18 protein-coding genes are annotated in these 24166 nt (G+C 40.3%); 11 read left to right on the plus strand and 7 right to left on the minus strand.

The genetic code is table 11. From position 1 onward, the window contains the following. Position 1: 1 nt before the first annotated feature. The 8 genes from V2H41_RS00770 to metH all read left to right on the plus strand — a co-directional run bounded on the left by V2H41_RS00770 (position 2) and on the right by metH (position 15325). Complete coding sequence (locus V2H41_RS00770; RefSeq protein WP_330973201.1) at positions 2 to 1597, plus strand: TSUP family transporter; 1596 nt, start codon at positions 2 to 4, stop codon at positions 1595 to 1597. Positions 1598 to 1887: 290 nt separating this feature from the next. Then, a complete protein-coding gene (locus V2H41_RS00775; RefSeq protein ID WP_330973202.1) occupies positions 1888 to 4476 on the plus strand; it encodes a TonB-dependent receptor in 2589 nt (862 codons plus the stop codon). Between the two features lie 140 nt (positions 4477 to 4616). Next, on the plus strand, positions 4617 to 5861 hold the full coding sequence (locus V2H41_RS00780; RefSeq protein ID WP_330973203.1) for a 6-bladed beta-propeller: 1245 nt from the start codon (positions 4617 to 4619) through the stop codon (positions 5859 to 5861). After that, on the plus strand, positions 5858 to 8782 hold the full coding sequence (locus V2H41_RS00785; RefSeq protein WP_330973204.1) for an outer membrane beta-barrel protein: 2925 nt from the start codon (positions 5858 to 5860) through the stop codon (positions 8780 to 8782). The genes V2H41_RS00780 and V2H41_RS00785 overlap by 4 nt, the downstream gene beginning before the upstream one ends. A gap of 1020 nt (positions 8783 to 9802) precedes the next feature. Beyond that, positions 9803 to 10588, plus strand: a complete 786-nt coding sequence (locus V2H41_RS00790) for a BspA family leucine-rich repeat surface protein (RefSeq protein ID WP_330973205.1) — start codon at positions 9803 to 9805, stop codon at positions 10586 to 10588. Between the two features lie 23 nt (positions 10589 to 10611). After that, entirely contained in the window at positions 10612 to 11025 is a 414-nt protein-coding gene (locus V2H41_RS00795; RefSeq protein ID WP_330973206.1) for a hypothetical protein, read from the plus strand. Positions 11026 to 11546: 521 nt separating this feature from the next. Next, the gene (locus tag V2H41_RS00800) at positions 11547 to 12569 is read left to right on the plus strand and encodes a homocysteine S-methyltransferase family protein (protein ID WP_330973207.1); all 1023 of its coding nucleotides are present in this window, start codon (positions 11547 to 11549) and stop codon (positions 12567 to 12569) included. Between the two features lie 74 nt (positions 12570 to 12643). After that, positions 12644 to 15325: a methionine synthase gene (gene metH / locus V2H41_RS00805; protein ID WP_330973208.1), complete on the plus strand. Its 2682-nt coding sequence runs from the start codon at positions 12644 to 12646 to the stop codon at positions 15323 to 15325. Between the two features lie 6 nt (positions 15326 to 15331). Here the strand turns inward: metH and V2H41_RS00810 are convergent, their stop codons facing one another. Continuing rightward, positions 15332 to 15703: a septal ring lytic transglycosylase RlpA family protein gene (locus tag V2H41_RS00810; RefSeq protein ID WP_330973209.1), complete on the minus strand. Its 372-nt coding sequence runs from the start codon at positions 15701 to 15703 to the stop codon at positions 15332 to 15334. Between the two features lie 90 nt (positions 15704 to 15793). Between V2H41_RS00810 and V2H41_RS00815 the strand changes: the two genes are divergently transcribed. After that, positions 15794 to 16051 (plus strand): SemiSWEET family sugar transporter, encoded by a 258-nt coding sequence (locus V2H41_RS00815; RefSeq protein ID WP_330973210.1) that lies wholly within the window; start codon positions 15794 to 15796, stop codon positions 16049 to 16051. On the opposite strand, the gene V2H41_RS00820 is transcribed toward V2H41_RS00815, so the two are convergent. Further along, positions 16052 to 18517 (minus strand): DUF5686 family protein, encoded by a 2466-nt coding sequence (locus V2H41_RS00820; RefSeq protein WP_330973211.1) that lies wholly within the window; start codon positions 18515 to 18517, stop codon positions 16052 to 16054. It abuts the gene before it with no gap. Positions 18518 to 18651: 134 nt separating this feature from the next. On the opposite strand from V2H41_RS00820, the gene V2H41_RS00825 reads away from it, so the two are divergent. After that, positions 18652 to 19296, plus strand: coding sequence for an MBL fold metallo-hydrolase (locus tag V2H41_RS00825; RefSeq protein ID WP_330973212.1), 645 nt, complete (start codon positions 18652 to 18654; stop codon positions 19294 to 19296). Between the two features lie 49 nt (positions 19297 to 19345). On the opposite strand, the gene V2H41_RS00830 is transcribed toward V2H41_RS00825, so the two are convergent. Continuing rightward, on the minus strand, positions 19346 to 19939 hold the full coding sequence (locus V2H41_RS00830; RefSeq protein ID WP_330973213.1) for a 5' nucleotidase, NT5C type: 594 nt from the start codon (positions 19937 to 19939) through the stop codon (positions 19346 to 19348). Between the two features lie 134 nt (positions 19940 to 20073). On the opposite strand from V2H41_RS00830, the gene V2H41_RS00835 reads away from it, so the two are divergent. After that, complete coding sequence (locus tag V2H41_RS00835; protein ID WP_330973214.1) at positions 20074 to 21240, plus strand: MFS transporter; 1167 nt, start codon at positions 20074 to 20076, stop codon at positions 21238 to 21240. Between the two features lie 35 nt (positions 21241 to 21275). Here the strand turns inward: V2H41_RS00835 and V2H41_RS00840 are convergent, their stop codons facing one another. The 4 genes from V2H41_RS00840 to rsmA form a co-directional block, all read right to left on the minus strand. Beyond that, entirely contained in the window at positions 21276 to 21665 is a 390-nt protein-coding gene (locus tag V2H41_RS00840; RefSeq protein WP_330973215.1) for an HIT family protein, read from the minus strand. Between the two features lie 71 nt (positions 21666 to 21736). Next, positions 21737 to 22210: a transcription elongation factor GreA gene (greA, locus tag V2H41_RS00845; RefSeq protein ID WP_330973216.1), complete on the minus strand. Its 474-nt coding sequence runs from the start codon at positions 22208 to 22210 to the stop codon at positions 21737 to 21739. Positions 22211 to 22334: 124 nt separating this feature from the next. Beyond that, positions 22335 to 23267 (minus strand): NAD(P)-dependent oxidoreductase, encoded by a 933-nt coding sequence (locus tag V2H41_RS00850; RefSeq protein WP_330973217.1) that lies wholly within the window; start codon positions 23265 to 23267, stop codon positions 22335 to 22337. 22 nt (positions 23268 to 23289) lie between these two features. Further along, positions 23290 to 24042 (minus strand): 16S rRNA (adenine(1518)-N(6)/adenine(1519)-N(6))-dimethyltransferase RsmA, encoded by a 753-nt coding sequence (rsmA, locus tag V2H41_RS00855; protein WP_330973218.1) that lies wholly within the window; start codon positions 24040 to 24042, stop codon positions 23290 to 23292. Positions 24043 to 24166 lie beyond the last annotated feature (124 nt).

Below are 24166 nucleotides of genomic sequence, written 5' to 3' on the forward strand. Positions count from 1 at the left end.
ATTGAATAGGGAAAAAGAAAATACCCCTGCTGCACAAGCAGAACAAGCGGAGCATCGTGCTTCGCAGAATACCCTTTTTCCCGTGTTTTTAAAACTGGAAACATTAAATCTGCTAATTATCGGTGGAGGAAATGTAGCGCTTGAAAAGTTACAGGCAGTTCTTCAAAATGCTCCCGCAACGCGCATAAGACTAGTAGCTATCGATATTGCTCCTATGGTACGCGAGTTTGCTGCATCATTCCCTAATATAGTTCTAGAGCAGCGACCTTACCTTAAAGAGGATATACAACAAACAGATTTGGTAATTGCAGCTGTAAACGATCTGGATGTTGCGGCTCAAATTCGAGAAGATGCGGCTGATTGCGGAAAGCTGATAAACATTGCTGATAAGCCCGAGCTCTGTGATTTTTATCTAGGCTCCATCGTAAAGAAAGGTAATTTGAAAATCGCCATATCCACCAACGGGAAATCTCCTACAATTGCAAAGCGGCTGAAAGAAACCCTAAATGAGGCAATTCCCGAAGAGATTGACGAGGTGTTGGATAATATGCAGCAGCTACGCAATCGATTATCTGGCGATCTTAACCATAAGGTGAAAGTCTTAAATAATGTAACCCGTTCTTTAGTATCAAAGCCTCAGGAAGCATTGGACGCCTTGGAATCGGATGACAATGTAGCTACCGATGTGGTAAGTTCTACAGCAATTGTGGCTAAAGCGCAAAAGAGTACCAACTGGTACCTGATTATAATGGGTGTGGCCTTATTAATTGCTTTAAGCGTCTATGCCTTGTATTCTTTTGATTTGATGCTACCCATTCTGCAAGCATTGAATAAGGATAACCATATGTTTTACTGGATGCTGCTAACCGGCTTTTTGGCCGAAATTGTTGCAGGATCCATGGGTATGGGTTATGGAGTCATATGCACTACTATATTGCTGATGCTGAATGTTCCACCGCCTGTTGTTAGCGCCAGTATTCATTCTGCAGAGTCTTTTACTACCGCAGCAGGAAGTATCAGTCATATCAAATTGGGTAACGTCAATAAGAAATTGGTTAAGGCTTTGGCTATTCCCGCGGTTATTGGTGCCGTTATTGGTGCCATATTGCTCACTTACCTGGGAGAAAAATATGCTGTAATTATCAAACCATTTATTGCGGCCTATACTTTGTATCTGGGTGTGCGTATTCTCATGAATGTTTTAAAACCTAAAAAAGAAGTAATCAAAAAGAACAAAACCTCAAAAGTTTCGTTGCTGGGTTTTGTAGGAGGTTTTATTGATTCATTTGGAGGAGGTGGTTGGGGGCCTTTGGTTACCGGTACCTTAATGAAAAATGGAAGAACCCCTCGATATGTAGTAGGAAGCTCTACGGTGGCCAAGTTTATTCTTACCGTTACGAGTGCTATCACTTTTATATTTACCATCGGTGTTCAGCACTGGAATATTGTTGCAGGACTGCTGATAGGAGGAATCATTACGGCTCCTTTTTCTGCGATGCTTACCTCCAAGCTGCCAGCAAGAAAAATGTTTTTTGTTGTGGGCATAGTGGTGATCATTATGAGTATTATTACTATTTATCGAGCCTTATTCCTATAAAAATTTTTTAAATTATTATCCTACTAATTTTGTAGACTAATAATATTTCTTTATTTTTGTCCTTCAAAATTTCAATATCATGTCTTCATTTCAACATGCAAGCAATAGGCTTTATCCTATGAATAGGAAACACGAATGGCGATGTTGTATGTGTTCCTGAATAACTAAGCTTTTTATTTAGTTTATTAGTCTACTGATTTTGTAGATTTTACCGGATGAAAGAGGTCGGTACAGGGCTTCTTTGTCATAAAACGATCCAAAAAATAAGAATCATCAATAACTATATAACAATGCGAATTAAACATTTGAAGAGTCTGTTTTTACTGCTAGGAAGTTTTTTGTACGGAGTATTGCATGCTCAATTGACAGGCAAAGTAATTAATGAAAACAATAATCCTATTGAAGGAGCCAGTGTAGTGATCAAAGGAACCACTCAAGGTACACAAACCGATGCGAATGGCGTATTTACCTTATCGTCTGTTCCTAAAATTCCCTTTACGATAACCGTATCTTCTGTAAATTATACTACAAGAAATATATCAGTTAGAGAGCTGGAAGATACCCTCACTGTAAGGCTTCAGATTTTGTATCAAGTAGATACTTTGGTAATCACTTCTCGAAGAAGACGCGAATTACTGCAGGAAGTACCGATTGCAGTTTCGGTAGTAAGTGGTAAACAAATTGATGAAGCTGGAGCTTTCAACATCACACGCGTTAAAGAAATGGTTCCTTCCTTGCAGATGTATACCTCCAATCCCAGAAACACGGGTATTAACATCCGCGGCATAGGTTCTCCCTTCGGGCTTACCAATGATGGTTTAGATCCCGGTGTGGGTTACTATGTCGATGGGGTGTATTATGCAAGACCGGCCGTTGCTACCCTAGATTTGATAGATATCGAGCGAATTGAAGTCTTGAGAGGTCCACAGGGAACACTATTTGGAAAAAACACAGCTTCGGGTGCCATTAACATTACTTCTCGCAAGCCCAGCTTTGTACCTGGAGGTACCCTGGAAGTAAGTTATGGTAACTATGGTTTTATACAAGCCAAAGCTTCTGTAACTGGACCTCTCACTCGAAATCTTGCTGCACGCGTTTCGTTCTCAGGTACCCAGCGAGATGGAACCATTCATAACATTGCCACAGATAAATACACTAATGACATCAATAACCTGGGTTTAAGAACGCAATTCCTATATAATGTTTCGGACAATACATCGGTTACGCTGGCCGGAGAGTACAACAAGCAAAGGCCTGATGGCTACGCTCAGGTTGTTGCCGGTGTAGTAACTACAAAACGTCCGACATATAGACAATTTGATGCCATAATTGCCGATTTGGGTTATACATTACCCAATATAAATAAGAACGGTAAGATCGATGCCTTTATGCGCGTAATTGATCATGATACTCCATGGAACTCCGGAAATGAAATTGGTGGCGCATCATTGAATATCGATAGTAAAATTGGCCCCGGAACACTTACAGCCACTACCGCGTGGAGATACTGGATTTGGGAACCCTCCAACGACCGCGACTTTACGGGCCTTCAAGCATTGGCTAAATCGCAAAACCCAGCCAAGCATAAAAATATCTCGCAGGAAATAAGATATGCTGGGGAATTATCAGATCGCTTGAGTGGTGTGATTGGTTTATTTTATCTAGGACAACAGGTAAAAATAACCGGTACAGAAGAGTCGGGTAGAGATCAATGGCGATTCTCTCAAAGTTCTAATAGCGATTTATGGAAGACTCCTGGCTTGTTTGATGGCTATGGTATAAACACCAATTCTTCCATTCGCTCCAAAAGTGCGGCGGTATTTGCCAACGTAGATTGGGAGCTTATTAAGCACCTGCATTTGCAACCCGGTATCCGCCTTAACTACGATGAAAAAGTGGTAGTATATGATCGTAAAGCTTATGGAGGTTTGCAGACAGACGATCCTGCGCTGCTCGCTTTAAAGAATAGTGTGTATACCAGTCAGTACTATGAATCGGACGCCTATGAACGCAACGTTACTTACAATGTTACGCTTGCATATCGTCCTTCTACTAAAATCAATGCCTACGGAACCTTTGCTACAGCTTATAAGCCGGTGGGGGTAAACGTGGCAGGATTACCTACTATCAACGGTCAGCCAGCAACCGATTTAGCTGTCATTAAGCCAGAGTACACTAAGCATTTTGAAATAGGTATTAAAACACAGCCTACAGCAGATCTAACGTTCAATATATCTGCATATAACTCTAATATTAAAGATTATCAGACCAATGTACAGTCGCCTGAATTAGGTGTTAATAGAGGCTATATTGCAAATGCAAATAAAGTACGTATAAGAGGTATTGAGGCTGATGCTTCTTATAGGCTCAATCATCATTTTAATTTTTACGGAGCCCTTACCTATTCCGAAGGGAAATATGTGAAATTTATCAATGCTCCTTTACCACTTGAGGAGACTGGAGCCACCAATGAAGAAGGTGTTCAAGTGGCATTCAAAGATGTTTCAGGTGGTCCGCTACCTGGTATTTCAAAATGGGCTGGCTCAGCCGGCGGTGAATATTCTACACCCTCAGCATTGTTTGGGCGCCCCAATAGGTTCTTTATAGGCGCTGATGTCTTTGCTCGTTCCTCTTTTTCTTCTAGTCCTTCTCCATCAGCGTTTTTAAATGTTCCGGGTTACGCCATCGTAAATGCACGGCTGGGCTTTAAAGCCACACGCGGACTGTCGGCCTTTGTATGGGCACGCAATCTGCTGAACAAAGATTACTTCGAGCAGTTGTTGCCCGCAGGAGGAAACGCCGGACATTATGCTGGTGTGTTGGGAGATCCACGCACTTACGGACTTACCTTAAGCTATTCTTTTAACGGTAAGCATTAAACTTTTTCCTATTCTGGCAGTCAATTAAAGGCCTGCTGTTTTTACAGCAGGCCATATTTATTTTTAGTAAGAGGGAGTATACTGATTTTTTATAGGTTTTTTCAACAAAAAACCTAATTTTTGAACGTCAAAGCAAGGATATGGGAAAATGGATAGCGATTTTTTGCCTGTTTTTATATATTTCAGCTGCCAGCCAGAACGGTAAGGAATTATATTTTCAGCCCTCATTTGCACAAGGAGCTTCGGCTTCAAAAATGTTTGAGGAAGTAAAATATATTCCACTGCAGACTACCAAAAAAAGTCTTTTTGGTCGTATACGCGAACTGATCGTCTCGGATGCGTATTTTATTATATGGGACACCGACACTAACTCTATCTATTTTTTTGATAAAAATGGAAAATTTGTAAAAAAATTTCGTCCTCATAAATGTATCATCAAAACCATTCAGCTTGATAGAAAGCGGAATGCACTTTTCATCTCCGGCTTTAATAAGCATTTCAATTTTTCCCGGGCCGAGGTGGAAAAAATGATGTCCGATCCCACGAATAAATCCTTTGCACGTTATACCTGGTCGGGTTACTATGATTTGAGTGATATCCATAAAGAAAAAGTAGAGGTTATTAAAGATTTTAGTTTGGCTCTCGTAACCCCAACCATTTTTGATAACTGGTGGGCTTACAGCTTTATTTATGCCAACAGACGGTGGAACGAGGATACTGATTATGAATTGAAAATATATGATGGCACTAAAACTATTAAACAATATTTCCCTTACAATAAAAAAAGCGGAGCCATCTATTATAACCCAGGAAAGATTTCTTTTTTTCCTGTAGAAGACAACGAGATGTTGTTGTTTACGCGTCCGTATGATTACTGCATCTATACACTGACAAAGGACTCTGTGAGTCTTCTGTATAAGTTCATATTACCGTTAGAAAACTCATTGCCCAAATCATTTTTTGAAATGCCTTTTCGTTCTAAGAATGATTTCGATGAGTATAAATACAAAAACGGAAGCTTGGTCTGGGAGTTACGAAACGTATATAAAATGGGGAATTATTTGTTCTTTTCGCTCGATTATAACAAGAGCTACAGAGAAAAGCATTTCATGTATGATGAGGGTACAAAGCGCTTTTACAATATGGGGCGCGTAAGTACTGACAGTAGCACTGCCTATCTGCCTTTATTACAAAATGGTATTCAGTACTGTGATAACGAGTATTTATACACCAGTATCTCCTCATCCACTATGTTTCAAACGAGGGACAATACTCAGCGTCGCTCTCCCCAATACACTCCCGAGATAAAAGAATATTTTGACAAAGGTGATCGTACGGATAACCCTGTCATCATTCAGTTAAAACTTAAAAATAAAATTGGATGATGCGAGTACTACTGGTAGCTTTCATGTTTGTGATAATACCTACATGGTTGCATGCGCAAAAGGACACTACGCAGATAGGTTCTATTATGGGTATTGTGAAGGATTCGGCAGATGATTATGCATTACAGGCGGTAACCATTACTTTGTACAAAGCACCTGACTCAACGCTGCTGAATTATAAGATTACTGGCGATGATGGAGCATTTCATTTCACTGATCTGCCATTATTAACACCTTTGTATCTGAATTTTTCTTTTACCGGTTATAATACGCTTTCTAAGAAGATTACGTTGGACAGTGCTAATAAAAATTACGACTTAAAAAATGTGCTGTTGTCCCGACGTCAAGGCGAAATGGAAGAAGTGGTAGTTAAAGCCGTCATTCCTATTACCATGAATGGGGATACCTTAGAGATTAATCCGGGTGCTTTTAAGCTCGATTCCAATGCAGTAGTGGAAGATATGTTGCGGCGTGTGCCCGGTATTACTATGTGGGGCGACGGTACGATTACCGTAAATGGAAAAGTGGTGAATAATGTATATGTAGACGGTAAACCATTTTTTGGTAATGATCCGGCCTTAGCTACACAAAATCTACCTAAAAACGCCATTGACAAAATACAGGTATACCGTGAAGAAGATTACTCGAAGGATAATTTTGATGATAACCCGGCAGACTCTCTCCTTACAATGAATATTAAACTGCGCGCAGATAAACGAAAAGGCTATTTTGGGAAAGCCGGAGCGGGTATCGGTACGGACAGAAGGTATGAGGCTGATGCATCGGTATTAGGGTATACCAATAAGCTGCGTGGGGGATTGGCAGGGAGTATCAATAATATTAATAAGACCGCAGAGATGCAGGAAATGTTCCGACAGAGCACTTATAGAAATTATAATCCGAACAACCGTTATGTGGCAAATTTCGGAAGTGCCGGTATCAACAAAGTGCTAACGCTGGGTGGGAACATGCAATACAACTTTATGGATGATGCCAATAGCAGGTTTAGTAATCTTTTGACGGCCAGCTATAATTTCAGAACTAATAACAATTTTGTTACTTCTAATACAGATTCCAGAAATAGCGCTAGCTCGAGAGTGTTTTTGCAGGAATCTGAGCAGGAAAGTAACTCACGCGGTTCTAGTCATAGAGCGAATGTGGGATATAATAAACGTGATGCAGAGAAGGATTTGAACATCAGTGCGAGTTTTAATGCTTCTGAGAATGACCGAACCTCCAGAAGCCTATCTTCCAAATCGGAAGAGGATGCAGGTTTGGTGAGCCGTAGTGCTTCGGCTACTCAGGCAAATAGTAGCAGCAACAGCCTCAACTTTTCAACTTCGTTTCGTAATAAGGATGATGATGACCGAAATCTGCGTAGCTTCGGTCTGAATTATAACTTATCCTACAGCGAATCAAAAGGAGAAAGTAATACGATTACTGACTTTGTGTCTTTCGAAGATCCTTCCCAGAATAGATATTTCAACAGGCTTAACCTTAATAATTCTTCAAGCTTTACCACCAGTCTTGGAGCTAATTACAACGCCCTGAAACGTTTGCTGTTTGGAAACTTTAACCTGTGGGGTATTAATATGGTTGTGACTAATAATATTAGTTTCTCTCGCTCCAACGACTCTAAAAATGTAAGCGACTATGATTCCTTATCCTCGACATATATTACAAATGATTCTTTGACTAACTATCTGCAGGTAGTTAGGGTGGTTGATAGGCCGGCTCTGCGTTTATCTAAGAATTTTACTAAGCGATTGTCCGATCGTTTTCAGCGGTATATCAATCTGGCTGCAAATATTCAGGGACAGTTCCTTTCTGAAAAAACGGAGTCAGATATTATTTATCGAAACTTGGACCGTTCTTTCCGCTTCTTTACACCATCGGCTTCCGTTTCGTACAACTATCAGAGATTTAACCGATATACTGTTGAGATGAATTTGTCGGGAAATAGATCTTCCGGTATTCCTTCCATTGATCAGTTGCGCCCTATTATCGATAGTAGTGTCAATACTTATGCCATCAATCTCGGTAATCCTAACTTAAGACCATACCAAACGAATGCGCTGGACTTCACTTTCAACTATCGCCGCGAACAGTCTGCTCGCAAGGCCGATTATCACTTAACAGTCAACGCCGGTATGAATAGTATTGATAATGCTATTACGGATAGTAGTTATTACGACAATAGCGGTCGCAGAACTACTTATCTTATTAATATGAGCGGCCGTCGTGTATATAGTGGGGGATTGAATGCTAGAACTTCTATTAAACTGAAGAATAACAAAGTACTACAGTTTAGTTATGCTTTCAACATTTCCAATACTACTTCTCCTAACTATGTAGATGCTATTTATACCGTTAGTAAGGCAAATAATATTCGTAATAATATTGGTGTATTCTATACATTGGGGGACTATGGTACAATTGACCTGTCTCAAACTATCAGTACCAACAGTAGTGTACAAACAGGTAATAACCTGCGCTCTCTGAAAGCCGTTAACTATATTACCAATGCTAATATTAACCTCAATCCTATTAAAGATCTTACCATAAGTAACTCGATTGACTATGTAAAGAATAGTACTACAGGACAATCTTCTACACTCTGGAATGCCTTTGTTACCTACCGCTTTTTGTCAACCAAACAAGCCGAAGTAAAATTCTCTGCCATGGATATTCTAAAACAGAATAAAAACATTGTAACAACGGCAGGGGTCAACAACCTAAGTACTACTGTTTCTAACGGTTTAAGGCAGTTTTTCATGGTTACGCTTTCTTATTATCCTCGCCGCTTTGGAGGTGGCAGAAGCCGTGGTGTGCGTGTGGAAGGAGGAAGTGAATTGCGTGAACGCAGGCCGGAGATGAGAAGACCAGAGCCTTCGCGTAGTAGCAATATTAGAAGGCGTTAAGAAAGATTTTTAAGAACTCTTGAGATGGTGTTTTTATCGCGTTTATTTTTTGTACTGACATTGTAAATAATATATTCATTTTTATTACGCCTCGACTTGCTTTCTTTAGATGAGATATTAAGGAGGTTTTTTATCTAAGAAATGTCTTTTACTTTTTAATGCTCATGCGATGAGGGAAAATGACGTAGTGCTATGTTAGTGAATAACGGCGGTAATGAGCAAATACCTGTTTAATAACTAAAACTAACTAACTAAAGCAGCCCAATGTCTATAAGATTAAGCAAGCACTTGCTTTGTTTCGTAGCGATTGAAACTAAAAGATGATCCTAATAGAGTACATGTTCCTGATGATATTGTACTCAAATTTTAGATTAGGGTAATATCGAAATTGATCGGGGAAGCAATCTACGGTTTTATATTAAGAGTTTAAAGACTTCAACGTTTGTAGCAGTTGCTTTAAGGGGATACAAAACATGCTAAATTGGAATCGAGCGGCAAGGTGGGAAATTGTTTGTTGCTTGAGGATGTGATGAAATAAATATATCTGTATGTCGTAGTTGCATCGAGCAAGTGGATAAAATGAATAATTATTAATGCAATGTGCAGGGAAAATAAAATTTAAATGTTAAAACATTATTCAATGTATAATTAATATAGAATCACTGTATAGCCTTTGCTTTGTGTATAGATGCAGTGAAGAGGGGGTAAAGTATGAAGATGGATTTATTGTTTCGAATTTTATTTACATAATATATGTATATATACATTTGTACTAGTATAAGACATTTATTTTAATAATATCTATTGTTTAATTAAGCAACTACTCCTAAAAAATGAGAAAGCTTACTTTAGGACTGTTCGTAGCCCTTTTATTTACCCCAGCTCTCTTTATCTCAAGACCGTCCTTTTATTACTAAATGGTAAGCTAATATATTTGGTCAGATTTCATTTAAAGCCCAAACTGCTGGAGATGTCACCTATACGGCAAAGTTTAGTACGGGTAGTGGTGAGGATAGTATTATGGGACTTATTAATATGCCGTCGCCGAACTATGTATCTATATACGGTCTTCCTGTAGGGGGTGATGTCGAATTGCGTTTAGGGCCGCAGAACTTGAATGCGGTTAATATGTTTGGCCCTAATCTTCAAGAAGTATCGCAATGGGGCGATGTAGTGTGGTCATCGATGGCTTCCGCATTTGAAGGCTCACCTGAAATGGATATAACAGCAACGGATATTCCTAATTTGGCGCAGGTAACCGACATGAGCTTTATGTTTTCCCAGTGTGAAAAGTTAACCGGTCCTAATAATATTAATGACAGGGATGTGAGTAATGTTACTAATATGCGAGCGATGTTTCAAGCCGCATTACTTTTTAACCAGCCTTTGAATGATTGGGATGTGAGTAATGTGACTGATATGGAATGGATGTTTTATTATGCGTCTTCTTTTAATCAACCCTTGGATCAATGGAAGGTGCATAATGTGCAGGCTATGGTGGTAATGTTTAGTAATGCAAGTTCTTTCGATCAGAATCTGGGGAGCTGGGAGTTACATCTAGATAATGCATTGACACTAAATCTTGGTCTAGGCAATTCCGGTATAAGTTGTCAGAATTATCATTATTCCTTGTTAGGTTGGGCTACAAACGGTAGTAGCCCTGCTAGGGTGAGTGCCAGCGGTCTTACCTATGGTCCTGCTGCAGATTCCGTACGTGCGCTGTTGATAGCCAATGGATGGACAATTCTGAATGATAGTATGATGAGGAGTGTAATGCAGCCCTTCCTGTTGTCTTTGGAGATGTGAAGGCAATATTAAAAGGAGGTAGTTTGATAGTTAACTGGGCTACCCTTACAGAGTTCAACAATGATTATTTTGAGGTAGAAGTATCCACTGACGGTAAAATCTTTACTTCGATAGGAAAAGTATCCAGTCTGGCCAAAGATGGTAATTCTGATCAACCATTGGAGTATACCTTTAGTAAAGCTGTTTCTAAAAATGCCTTGTTGCTGGGTGTAGCTGCATTGGCCTTAGCGGTAGGTAGTTTTGTAGCAGGTCGCCGCAAATTGGGAGCTATGCTGTTGTGGGCATGTTTGTTATTGGGAGGAGTATCGGTATCTTGTAGCAAAAAAGATAGCGTGCCCTTAGCGGAAGGTAAGGATATATATGTTCGCATCAAGCAAGTAGATAAGGATGGTAGCTACAAATACAGTAAGGTGGTGAAGGTGATTGTTGAGAATTAATTTCGCTTTTAAATAGTATGTGAAAAGGTCGGCATTGCTGACCTTTTCATTTTAGGATATATCAGCTATAAGATGTGAGTTTCGCTCCATAAGCAAAAACAATCAAAGGCGATATTGTATGTTTATTAGCTTTTGGTCAAAAAATATGTAATACAGAAAGCAGATATTTTATGAAAAGAAAATGCTCAGGAGACTTAATAGATGTGTGTTAAATAGTGAAGAAAGAGATATAGAAAAGAGTATGATGGCACCTACTAAAAGCACACCATTGAAGTAGGCTACTTGTTTTGATATTTGGCTGAAAATCAACAGATAACTGTTTTTGCAATCGGCATGAAGTTCGTTCTCTATCTATTTGAGCTTTTCTGCTTATATTTGCGTGCAATCAGGCGGATTTGTTTATTGTTCAGCCTGTATAAAAAAATTGAACTAATAAACGTTATGAACCCTTCCCCCCAAGTTCCCGCGTTTACATATAGTTCAATCTCCGGTATTTATTTTTTAAAGCTTACAATTTTAGTATGAGCTGTATTAGAGATTTATTAAATCAGCGCATTTTAGTGCTGGATGGCGCCATGGGTACAATGATTCAAAAGTATAAGCTAACCGAAAAAGATTACCGGGGGGACCGCTTTAAAGATTGGCATACCGATGTAAAAGGTAATAACGATTTATTAAGCATTACCCGCCCGGATATTATAAAGGCTATTCATACTGAGTATCTGAAGGCCGGTGCAGATATTATTGAAACCAATACATTCAGTAGCACCAGCATCGCTCAGGCCGATTACGATATGCAGTCGTTGGCCTATGAGCTTAACGTGGCTTCCGTGAAATGTGCACGCGAAGCTATTGAGGTGTTTCAGACTACTCCCGAAGGCAAGGACCGTGGGCCACTGTTCGTAGCAGGCGCTATAGGTCCCTTGAATAAAACCCTGAGTCTTTCTCCCGATGTAAACAATCCGGGTTATCGGGCCATTACTTTTGACGAGGTGGTAGAAGCTTATACAGAGCAAATCAGAGGACTAATTGATGCAGGGGCAGATTTTCTGCTCATTGAAACTATCTTCGATACGCTCAATGCCAAAGCGGCTATTTTCGCTGCGAAGAACTACTTCCGTAAACATCCTGATGCTAAGCGTGAAATAATGATTAGTGGCACGATTACCGATGCTTCGGGTCGTACATTAAGCGGACAGACTGTTGAAGCTTTTTATATTTCCATCGCGCATGCCGAGCCGTTGAGTGTAGGGCTAAACTGTGCTTTGGGTGCGAAAGATATGCGTGCGCATATCGAAGAGCTCTCTCAAATAGCAGCCTGCTATGTTTCGGCCTATCCCAATGCAGGTCTGCCTAATGCCATGGGCGAGTATGATGAACAGCCTGCAGAAACGGCAGCTTTTCTGAAAGAATGGGCCGAGAAGGGATTTGTTAATATAGTGGGTGGCTGTTGTGGCACGACTCCCGACCATATTCGGGAAATTGCTCAAGCCGTAAAGGGTATTCGACCAAGACCTTTGCCCGTACTGGAAGATATAGCGTAAAGCGTACGGTGATGGACAAATTCTTTGTAGGATAATTAGAGAATAAGTAAACATTTAATTAAAACTTTTATAAGTTGACCAAAATACAACCATATCTGCGTCTTTCGGGTTTAGAGCCGCTGGTGGTAAGACCAGAAACGAATTTTATCAATATAGGAGAGCGTACCAATGTAACCGGGTCGAAGAAGTTTGCAAGACTTATCAGAGAAAACAAATTTGAAGAAGCATTAAGTGTAGCCCGCCAACAGGTGGAAAATGGTGCGCAGATCATCGATATCAATATGGATGATGCGCTGCTGGATGGTGTTAAGGCTATGACGACCTTTATTAATTTGCTACAAAGCGAGCCAGATATCTGTCGCGTACCGTTGATGATCGATTCCTCCAAATTTGAAATTATTGAAGCCGGGCTGAAATGTGTACAGGGAAAATGTATTGTCAACTCTATTTCCTTAAAGGAAGGAGAAGAAAAATTTATTGAACAAGCAATTATCTGTCAGAACTATGGAGCCGCCGTAGTGGTAATGGCTTTTGATGAAAAAGGACAGGCCGATACCGAAGATCGTAAAGTAGAAATATGCCATAGGGCTTATAAAATACTCACAGAAAAAGTAGGATTTAAACCGCAGGATATCATATTCGATCCTAACATTTTTGCCATTGCTACAGGATTGGAGGAGCATAATAGTTATGCGGTAGACTTTATCAATGCTACCCGACGTATTAAACAACTGATGCCTTTGGTAGCTGTAAGTGGTGGTGTAAGTAATCTGTCTTTCTCCTTCAGAGGTAATGATACGGTTCGTGAAGCTATGCATTCTGTGTTCTTGTATCATGCCATTAAGGCCGGCATGAACATGGGCATTGTAAATGCAGGACAATTGGTGGTGTATGATGAAATTGATCCGCAGCTTCGTCAGCTTTGTGAAGATGTGATATTGAATAGAAATAACGAAAACAACGAAGCTACCGAAAAGCTATTGGCCTTTGCAGAAACTGTAAAAGCCAAAGGAAAATCAGAAAAGAAAGATGATGCCTGGCGACAAACCACAGTGGAAGAGAGATTGAAGTATGCTTTAATAAATGGCATCACCGAGTATATAGATCAGGATACGGAAGAAGCACGCCTCAAATATGCACGTCCGCTTGAAGTAATTGAAGGGCCGTTAATGGACGGTATGAACGTGGTGGGTGATTTATTTGGCGCCGGAAAAATGTTTCTTCCTCAGGTTGTAAAAAGCGCCCGAGTTATGAAAAAAGCGGTTGCATGGTTGCTGCCATTTATTGAACAAGAAAAGCTGGATAATCCGGCAGCCACATCGGGCAATGCAGGTAAGATTGTAATGGCTACTGTAAAAGGAGACGTGCATGATATTGGAAAAAATATTGTGGGTGTGGTGTTAGGATGCAATGGTTATGAAGTGATTGATTTAGGGGTGATGGTTCCGGCTGATAAAATTCTGGATACGGCTGAAAAAGTGAATGCCGATGTTATAGGACTGAGCGGACTGATTACACCCTCTCTCGATGAAATGGTGCACGTGGCACAGGAAATGAAGCGCCGTAATATGAAGCAACCTTTACTGATAGGTGGTGCTACTACATCGCGCATGCATACTGCCGTAAAAATAGCTCCTCAATACGATAACGGTGTACTACATGTACTGGATGCATCCAGAAGTGTCACAGTCGTAAGCGCTTTGCTAAGCAAAGAAAAAGAGGAATTGCTAGAGAAAACCCGGCAGGAATACGAAGCGCTACGTCAGCAGTTTGCTAATAAGCATCAGAAAGAGCTGGTTACATACAGTGAGGCGCTGGCAAATAGAGAAGTACTAAACTGGAACGATTATCAGCCGGTACGACCTGCCATCAATGATGTGTTGGTGTTGAAAGATTACGACTTGGCTGAAATTGCTGAGTACATCGATTGGGGACCTTTTTTCATCGCCTGGGAGATGCCAGGTCGTTTCCCGGAAGTATTATCAGATAAAAATTTTGGGAGCGAGGCGACTAAACTGTATAATGATGCCCTTAGGATGGTCGATCGTATTGTAAAAGAAAAATGGTTTACGGCCAACGGTGTGGTAGGTTTCTGGCCGGCACTAAGTAATAATGCAGATACTGTAACACTTGCAACAAACAAGGGTGAGGTAAGGCTGGAGTTTCTACGTCAACAATCCAAAAAGGCACAAGGATATTATAACTTCTCATTGGCAGATTTTGTAAAGCCTTCAGAAGTAGGAGAGGGTACGGATTATATGGGCGCATTCGCAGTTACTATTCATGACGTAACAGATAAGGTTGCCCAATTTGCCACTGAGCTGGATGATTACAATAAAATCTTGGTACAAGTACTAGGCGATAGATTTGTGGAGGCTTTTGCCGAATGCTTACATGCAAAAACACGTAAGGAATATTGGGGGTATGCTAAAAATGAAAATCTGTCAAATGAAGAATTAATTAAAGAAAAATATCAGGGCATTCGTCCTGCCCCCGGTTATCCAGCTTGTCCCGATCATACTGAGAAAATTAAACTTTTTGATCTGTTGAATGTGACGGAAAACATAGGCATTCAACTCACGGAAAGTTTGGCAATGGATCCTCCCGCATCTGTATGCGGATGGTATTTTGCACATCCGAAAAGCCATTATTTTGGTGTAGGAAAAATCAATAGGGATCAGCTTGAAGATTATGCAGCACGCAAAGGTATGAGCCTTGAAGAAGCCGAAAAATGGTTAAGGCCGGTACTGGAATAAAAAAGTTTATTTCTTTTTTCTATATTTTATTTCAACATTCACTACGCCGGCATTAATCATGTCGAGCCGTTTAGCTGCTCTTTTGCTGAGGTCAATAATGCGGCCTTCAACGAAGGGGCCACGGTCATTAATACGTACTTTTACTTTTTTACCATTGGAAAGATTTTTCACTTTTACTTTGGTACCAAAAGAGAGTGTTTTATGCGCGGCGGTAAGTTTACGTTGGCTGAAAGTTTCGCCGTTAGCGGTTTTGCGTCCTGCAAATTTATCCGCATAATAAGATGCCTTACCCGCTTCTGTTACTTTTTGGCTGCAAGCTGTTCCTAACAGTAAGACAACGAATAAGAGATAACTTATTTTTTTACGTATACAAGGCATTTATCAAAAGTAATTAATCTTAAGACTTCTTGTTACAACAACTATTTCACGTAGGTTTGTGTATCCAATCACCTCATTAAATCAATTGTTATGAGTGGTGTAGAAATATTAGGATATACCGCCGGCACACTTACCACGCTTACCTTTCTGCCGCAGGTAATCAAAACTCTTAAAGAGAAATCAGCAAAAGATGTATCACTGGCTATGTTTTTAATAGCTGCCACTAATCAGATTTTGTGGATTTTTTATGACGTATTGCAACGTGATAATGCTATTATTTTTACTAACGCTACAATACTGGTATTATCGCTTACGATGATCTTTCTGAAACTCAAGTACGGGAGATAGCTAGAAATCGATGCGCACACTTCCGAAAACACCAAATTTACTACCCGGCAGTGTCGTCTGATCTTTAGGAAGTACGCGCCATATAAAATCTACTCGAAGTACACGTAAGATATTGTCTACGCCTGTTCCGAGCTCCAAATAGGTTTTTCCGTCGAGTGACTGAAAGTTAGCATTGTCTTTAAAGTTAAGAGCTTTATTTGCATCAGACAGTGAACCCCATAATGCTTTTACAGTATAAAACTGCCTAAATTTTAGCTTAGGTATCAGTTTAAATATGCCATTGCCAATATTATATTCATAATTAAGTCCGGCAAAGCGGTCGTGGATATACTGATACCGTATCATAGTATTAAATGCATACTTGTTATAATAATACAGCTCATTGCCTGGTGCTACATCCAGAAAAGTATAAGGAACCGTTCCAAAGGTTCTTCCGGCATATACCTGATAATTAATAGTACCCACCGGCGGAACCTTCATATAATCTGATACGGAGAATAAGAGCTTGCTATAATTATAACCACTTCTTAATATTCCTGAAACTCCTTTTGTGAAACTAGCTTCCACAATGGGATAGGGACTACCTAGGCTGGCGCGGTAAAAAGTAGTTTCGATGAATTTTTCGGCGAAGGCATAACGCAGTCTTATGGAAAATTCGGTGCTGACCAGACGCTTCGATACACCAAACGAATCTGCCGGTAACAGATTAGACAAGGGCGTATAGGCTTTATTGGCCGCCGTGGCTCTCACAGACAAACCACTGGGGAATTCGTTGAAGAATTCAAAACTGCCTTCTTCTAGGTTAATGAACTTAACCGGAATATTAGGCTTGCGTACAGCAAATGAAAAAATATTATCTGAAGAGATTTCCCCATAATATTTCTGTCCGAAATCCAGATCATTTTTGTAAGCTAAAGACCAGTATTGGCGCGGATGCTTTCGAGGTAAATAAAACAATTCCCCCATTCCCTTTAGCTTTTTGTCTCTGAATCCGTAAGCCAAATAGGTATGGTACATGAATTTAGTATTAAAATGTTTGTTGCTGGCTACATCAAAACGCATTCTGAAACCTTCATGTTGGTTAGCAGAAAACCAGTTATAGGCAGAGCCCAAACGCACATTACCTACATCAAAATAACCGGAACCAAGGAATATCACCTGTTTGGTGAACCGTTGATAAACAGGGGTATTTAATATGGTATCAATCATATTGATAATACCCTGTTCGGTTTTGGTGAGGGCTTCGTGTCGGGTGGTATCCCAATAACTTCTGTGTTTATCCTGTGCCCCCGGAAGTGTGATTATTTCTTCTTGAACTTTGTTTTCCCTCAGTTTGGCAACAACAGAGCTGTCGTTAACAACAATGTTTCTATAAGTAGTGGTTTTACGTCCTATAAGCCCTACTGTTTTGTTGCCCATAGGCGCAAAATCTACAATCATTTTTTCTCGACTAATAAACCAGTTGCTATCTGCAAGTTTTGTAAACTCCTGCACATAACTAAACCGTTCCAAAAAGTTGATGTCAGCATTTTTGTCCAGGGCAAGATTGATTTTTTGAATGGCATAAGTGCCGAAGTGTACCCAGCAATCTCCTTCAAAAGTATTCGTGCCTTTACGTCGTGGCTGAAACACTAGTCTGTAAAATCGTTCATTGCCTATATACTGGGTATCGGTTACGGAATATTTATAATAAAAATCACCATTATCGCTAAGGGGACTTACGAAGCTTTTGTTGAATACATTGATAAAGTTGTTGTAAATATTAAATACCTGATCCATCCCCCCCAGATACTTCACCATACTCTCGTTTTTGATGCCATTGGTATTGGCTGCAATAATTTCCTCACGGCGACGCAAGGGTTTTTTTTGATAGTAATAATGTGAAAGCGCTTCGGTAAGATAGGTTGGCAATATTTTGATGCCTTCTGATGTGTCAGTGTTTTTGGCAATTAGTTCGTTGATAGGTCGTAATGGCTTGAGTCGAGTGAGTTTCTCCAGGCTATTGAAGTTTTTTAAATCAATTTCCAATTTATTGTAGAGCTGGTAGGAAAAATTGTCGAATTTATAGCGGTTGTTTTGGGGTTTATGCGCAACAATTTTTTTCCAGAGCCATATACCTTTATCAATCTTGGCTTTTACTACTACGGTATCCGTCGTGGCACGCTCCAGCGGTATTAGTACTTCCATTTCATTTTGATCAATAGGGAGGGGTAAATAATAAGGCACGTAACCCACATATGTAATTTCCAGCGTATCGGATGGCCAGTGGTGCATTTGAAAAGCAAAGCTCCCGGCCGAATCGGTAATGATTCCCGTGTGCGTGCCTTTAAATGTTATAGTTGCAAAAGGTATTCTTTCTTCGCTATGTGCATCTTTTACTTGTCCGCGTATTGTCTTCTGAGAGAAAAGCGGGGTACAATTTAATGCCAGGAAAAAAAGAAATACAATTTTCCAGATAGGGTTCATCGGCTGCAAAAGTAAGGTTGTTTCTAAATCCTCATTTGTTAATATTGCCCCTAAAATGGGGCATCAGTAATTTTAATTACCCCTTTCCTTTAGGATACTGATTACATTTGCTTAATAAAACTTCAAATATAAACATGCTGCATATACAAAAATTTACGTTTAATCCTCTTGAAGAAAATACCTATATTTTATTTGCGGACAATGGCGATTGTTGCATTATTGACCCGGGGTGTTATTTTGAAGAAGAGAGAAAAACCTTGAAAGAGTTTATAGTTTCCAATAATCTGAATCCGGTTTATTTGCTTAATACCCATTGTCATTTAGATCATGTGTTTGGGAATAAATATGTAAGTGAAACCTGGGAACTTCCACTATATATGCATGAAGACGAGCAAGTGGTGCTGAGTGTTGCACCCCAAACAGGGTTGATGTACGGATTGCCTTTTGAAAACTATACCGGTGAAAAGAAATTTTTAGAGCCGGGTGATATTATCACTATTGCCGGCAGCGAGCTTAAAGTATTATTTACTCCCGGCCATTCTCCGGGTAGTATTAGTTTTTATAACGAAGAAGATGGTTTTGTGATCAGTGGAGACGCACTATTTGCAGGAAGCATAGGAAGAACCGATTTACCCGGGGGAGATTTTGCTACTTTAGAGCATGCTATTAAAACACAATTATATACCCTACCCGATACCGTAAAAGTATACCCCGGGCACGGTGGCGGCACCAGTATCGGCTTTGAAAAACAACACAATCCTTTTGTGCGTGCTGATTAAACGGACCTTCGTAATAAATACAAGATTTAATTACTACTATCTTTCGATATTAGGCGTATTGGCTGATGACTGGTGTTACTGGAGCGGAAGCCCGCTCCATATCCCAAATAGCTTCCAGCTGCGATTTACGTAATAACAATCTTTCGATTTCTTTCCACGAATGCACACGTGTATGTCTTCCTGCATCGGCCAGCTGATTATGGGGTTGAGTAAACAATATGGTGCGACCTTTAAAAGGGTCTAAATTTTTAAAATGGTCATCAATCATGATATCAGCTTTAATCATAGTTTTAGTACCACAGAAGACCATTTGCTTCCAGCTGATAAAAGGAAAATGCTCATTCAACCATTCTTGTTTCTCGCTAAGTGACTGCGGGAACTCAGTGGCGGCACTTACAATAAGCACCTCATATTCTTGACACAGTTTATATAAAGCTTCTCGGCTATCTTCTATTACAGGCATGGTTCTGAAAAATCCCGGCTGGTATAGGTAAGCTCTTCCGTTAGGAAATGCTTCTGATTCGCGCTTGCCAATGGTTTCGGCTATAGGCCTTTTTATTCCCGTTTCTGCAAACTCATAATTGATGAACTGTTGTATACAATTTGCCAGCACACCATCCATATCTACCGCTATTGTTTTCATCTTTTTTTGAATTTAGGTGTTAAAGGAAGAGCGCAAAATTACAAAGTTTGTAGAAAAGGGTGCGGAGAACTTCCTACCTTTGTGTATTTTTTACACGACTATTTTTTGTATATTATATTGAAAGACAGTTGTTTATGAATAGGAATCTATTTCCACTTGCGTTAGGAGGATTGGGCATCGGTACTACGGAGTTTGTGATTATGGGACTTATGCAGGATGTGGCTACTTCATTACAAATTAGTATTCCTACGGCAGGATATCTGATCTCGGCATATGCGTTGGGCGTTATTGTAGGGGCCCCGTTGCTGGTAGCCGCATCGGTAAAGCACAATCCCAAGAAAGTGCTCATGGTGCTGATGGTTTTGTTTACCATCTTTAATGGTTTATCGGCTGCCGCCCCCGGTTATTATACTTTGTTGGTGGCCCGATTTATGTCGGGTTTGCCCCATGGTGCTTTCTTTGGAATAGGAGCCGTGGTGGCTTCAAGAATGGCACAGGAGGGCAAGCAAGCCCAGGCGATATCGATGATGTTTGCCGGGCTCACCATAGCCAATCTAGTAATGGTGCCGCTGGTTACGTATTTAGGACATGTAACAAGCTGGAGATATGCTTTTGTAATTGTAGCTCTCATTGGGATACTGACCATTGTGTTTTTAAAAATGTGGCTACCCGACATTCGGATAGAAAAAACTAATGTAAGAGAAGAACTTCAGTTTTTTACTACTGGTAAAGCTTGGTTGATTTTGCTGATTACTTCCATCGGGTTTGGAGGACTGTTTGCATGGATTAGCTATATATCTCCTTTGATGACGCATGTTTCGGGCTTTTCACTAAAAGCGGTGTCCTACCTGATGTTGGTAGCTGGAGCGGGTATGGTTGCCGGCAATTTGTTGGGAGGTGTTATGGCCGATAAAATGGCTCCCGAAAAAGCTGCTATAATATTATTCTTGTTGTTAACAGTGGCTTTATCGGCTGTGTTTTTGTTCTCTGAAAATCAGGTAATTTCGGTAATTCTTACCTTTATTTGTGGTTTATTGGCCATGGCGGTAGGGTCGCCTATCAATATTTTAATGATTAAATCAGCCGATCGGTCGGCTATGATGGGGGCCGCTTTTATGCAGGCGGCGTTTAACATTGCCAATTCTATAGGAGCCTATTTGGGCGGATTGCCCATTACGTGGGGGCTGGGATTCCAGTACCCGGCTTTTGTGGGGGCTCTAATGGCTATGATGGGTCTGCTACTTACTGTAACTTTTATGTTTCGATATGGCATAAAATCTAAAAGCTGGGCATTGCGTTAAGCATGTCACCAGCTTTTAGAAGAAGTACAGCATATTTATAAGTTGCTGATAATCAATTGTTGAATTTCCTTCATTTCCGCCTCACTTAGCTTTAGTTTGCCCTGAGTAAAATTGAGATCGTTGGCTTCGTTAATGGGGATTAGATGTACATGTGCGTGCGGTACTTCAATACCTACTACGCTGATACCGCAACGGTTACAGTCAAAAGATTTTTCAATAGCTTTTGCAATGGGTTTGGCGAAAACGAGAATTTCGGAGAGATACTCATCAGGGAGGTCGAAAACCTTATCAATTTCCACCTTAGGCACTACCAGCACATGCCCTTTGCGCAGCGGCATGATATCGAGAAATGCTATAAACTTATCATTTTCAGCAATCTTATAAGAAGGCAGTTCACCTGAAATTATTTTGGAGAATATGGTCATGGCAGCTATTTTTTCGCAATTATAATAAAAAAACCGGCGTATGCCGGTTTCTGGATAAGATGATAATTTTTCTAAATAAAGATTTCGTCAACTCTAAACTTTAACAAGCCCGCTGGAGCTTGCACATCAGCTATTTCACCTACCGATTTACCAAGAATACCTTTTCCGATGGGGGAGTTAACGGATATTTTTCCAGCCTTCAGATCTGCTTCTTGTTCGCTAACCAGCTGATATGTAACTTGTTTATTAGTTTTAAGATTAGTCAATTTTACTTTTGTCAGAATAGATACCTTACTGGTGTCAATAGTGCTTTCGTCCACTACCCTGGCATTAGCCAAAGCGGTTTCTAAGGCAGCAATTTTTGCTTCCAGTAAGCCCTGGGCCTCTTTGGCTGCATCGTACTCCGCATTTTCTCTTAAATCTCCTTTTTCACGGGCCTCTGCAATGGCCTTGCTGGCAGCAGGACGTTCCACACTCTTTAAGCGCTGCAATTCTTCCTTCATTTGCTCCAGCGTTTCCTTGGTAACATACTGAATCGCATTCATAATTTTTTCATTTTACATTCAACAAAAAAATAACAACGCTCCGGCACATAATATTCCAGAGCGTTGCTATTTAAGCAAATATAATAAATCGTTTGTCTTAAACCAAATAATGAAATGTTAAAGACTAGTCAAGTCCCAATTTCTGAAGCGTTACTGTTACCATTTTCAGGAAAGCCTCGTGACTATAACCGGCAATATGTGGTGTAACTATCACATTATCAAATGATAATAGTTCATTCAATTGCTGTTTTTCGGCTTCGGTATAGGTATCCAGCTTTTCGTTTTCCAGCACATCAAGGCAGGCGCCTGAAATTTGCTCCTGCTTCAGTCCATTAATCAAAGCAGCTGTATTGATTACTTTTCCCCGACAGGCACTTAATATAATGGGCTTTTGCTTCATGAGTCCTATCAATTCCTCATTAAGCATATAATGTGTTTCGGAGGTTAGGGGCACGTTGAAGCTGATAACGTTGGCATAGCGACATACTTGTTCCAGCGAGGCCTCTTTAATAAAGCCGCTAGCAAACCCGCTTTTATATTTATCGTAAGCTAATACCGTAACGTCGAAGGGTTGTAATAAGCGCGCAAAGCTACTCCCGGTATTACCATAGCCGATAATTCCTACCGTTTTTCCGCTCAGCTCGATACCCCGGTTTTCATTGCGCAGCCATATGCCCTGTTTTACCTGAGGGATGGCCACATTCATTTTATTCATGAGCATTAGCAGCATACCTAAGGAATGTTCGGCCACCGCATTGCGGTTGCCTTCGGGACTGCTAACGCAAAGTATTCCTTTGCTTTCTGCATATGCTACATCTATGAGCTCCATGCCGCTTCCCAGTCTTCCGATCCATTCTAGATTGGGCATGGCATCCAGCAGTTCTTTATCCACCTTAATGCGTGTGGTGAGAATGAGACCTGTCACATCTTCGCCTTTAGCCTTCAGTTCTTCGTAGGTGATTTTGGGTTCGTATAACACTTCGTAACCCTTTTCTGACAGTCTTTGTTGTAAATAAGGATGTGCGTTTCCGGTAATGATTGCTTTTTTCTTCTTCATATATGTTAATAGAAAATAAACATTATTTCATTTTAAATGTAAGTGCAGCAAAATCGTTTACTGTGAGTTGTTCGGCGCGTTTATTGAACTGGTCATCCACCAGAATGGTATCATCGAATAATGCCCTAGTGGCATTGCGCATGGTTTTTCTACGCTGGTTGAATGCCGTTTTGACCAATGTAAAAAAATCGCGTTCGCTGCGCATAAGTGCTGTTTCTTTTTTTCTGTATAGCTTAATTACTCCGCTTTTTACTTTAGGTGGAGGCATAAAGCAGTTTTCGTGCACATCGAAAAGGTATTTCACATCATAAAAAGCCTGTATCAGTACACTGAGAATGCCGTAAACCTTGTTGCCAGCAGGAGCTGCAACGCGCTGCGCTACTTCTTTTTGAAACATGCCCACAACCACCGGCACCTGTTCTTTCCATTCTAGAATTTTAAAAAGTATCTGGGTGGAAATGTTGTAGGGGAAATTGCCAACAATGGTAAACTCGTCAGTAAAAGGAGGTGTGGCATCCAAAAAGCTTAGGTGTACAATCTTATCCTGAAGTTGCGGATAGGTATTTTTGAGGAATACAACCTTCTCTTCGTCTACCTCTATGGCTTTAAAATCAACTCCGGGGAGTTGTATTAAATATTTAGTGAGTGCGCCACCACCGGGTCCCACTTCTAATAAATGGGTCAATGGTTCCTGTTCCAGCGCATTCACTATCTTACGGCATATATTTTCGTCTTTCAGAAAATGTTGCCCTAAGGATTTTTTTAGTGAATACATGGGTGCAAAGGTAAATGTGTAACTTAAAATTGAATAAAACAGTGCCTAAAAAGAATTTCTTTATTTTTACAACCCTGCATACGAATTTTCCATAGAAGTGCCGAATGACTTTTGATGCTGTGCC

It is taken from the genome of Niabella digestorum, from assembly GCF_036409055.1.
In the GTDB taxonomy this organism is placed as follows: Bacteria; Bacteroidota; Bacteroidia; order Chitinophagales; family Chitinophagaceae; genus Niabella; species Niabella composti.

Coding starts and splice junctions, on each gene's coding strand:
- V2H41_RS00775 (WP_330973202.1), top strand. CDS start 1,888: ATGCGAATTAAACATTTGAAGAGTCTGTTTTTACTGCTAGGAAGTTTT.
- V2H41_RS00780 (WP_330973203.1), top strand. CDS start 4,617: ATGGGAAAATGGATAGCGATTTTTTGCCTGTTTTTATATATTTCAGCT.
- V2H41_RS00785 (WP_330973204.1), top strand. CDS start 5,858: ATGATGCGAGTACTACTGGTAGCTTTCATGTTTGTGATAATACCTACA.
- V2H41_RS00790 (WP_330973205.1), top strand. CDS start 9,803: ATGGGACTTATTAATATGCCGTCGCCGAACTATGTATCTATATACGGT.
- V2H41_RS00800 (WP_330973207.1), top strand. CDS start 11,547: ATGAGCTGTATTAGAGATTTATTAAATCAGCGCATTTTAGTGCTGGAT.
- V2H41_RS00810 (WP_330973209.1), bottom strand. CDS start 15,703: ATGCCTTGTATACGTAAAAAAATAAGTTATCTCTTATTCGTTGTCTTA.
- V2H41_RS00815 (WP_330973210.1), top strand. CDS start 15,794: ATGAGTGGTGTAGAAATATTAGGATATACCGCCGGCACACTTACCACG.
- V2H41_RS00820 (WP_330973211.1), bottom strand. CDS start 18,517: ATGAACCCTATCTGGAAAATTGTATTTCTTTTTTTCCTGGCATTAAAT.
- V2H41_RS00825 (WP_330973212.1), top strand. CDS start 18,652: ATGCTGCATATACAAAAATTTACGTTTAATCCTCTTGAAGAAAATACC.
- V2H41_RS00830 (WP_330973213.1), bottom strand. CDS start 19,939: ATGAAAACAATAGCGGTAGATATGGATGGTGTGCTGGCAAATTGTATA.
- V2H41_RS00835 (WP_330973214.1), top strand. CDS start 20,074: ATGAATAGGAATCTATTTCCACTTGCGTTAGGAGGATTGGGCATCGGT.
- V2H41_RS00840 (WP_330973215.1), bottom strand. CDS start 21,665: ATGACCATATTCTCCAAAATAATTTCAGGTGAACTGCCTTCTTATAAG.
- greA (WP_330973216.1), bottom strand. CDS start 22,210: ATGAATGCGATTCAGTATGTTACCAAGGAAACGCTGGAGCAAATGAAG.
- V2H41_RS00850 (WP_330973217.1), bottom strand. CDS start 23,267: ATGAAGAAGAAAAAAGCAATCATTACCGGAAACGCACATCCTTATTTA.
- rsmA (WP_330973218.1), bottom strand. CDS start 24,042: ATGTATTCACTAAAAAAATCCTTAGGGCAACATTTTCTGAAAGACGAA.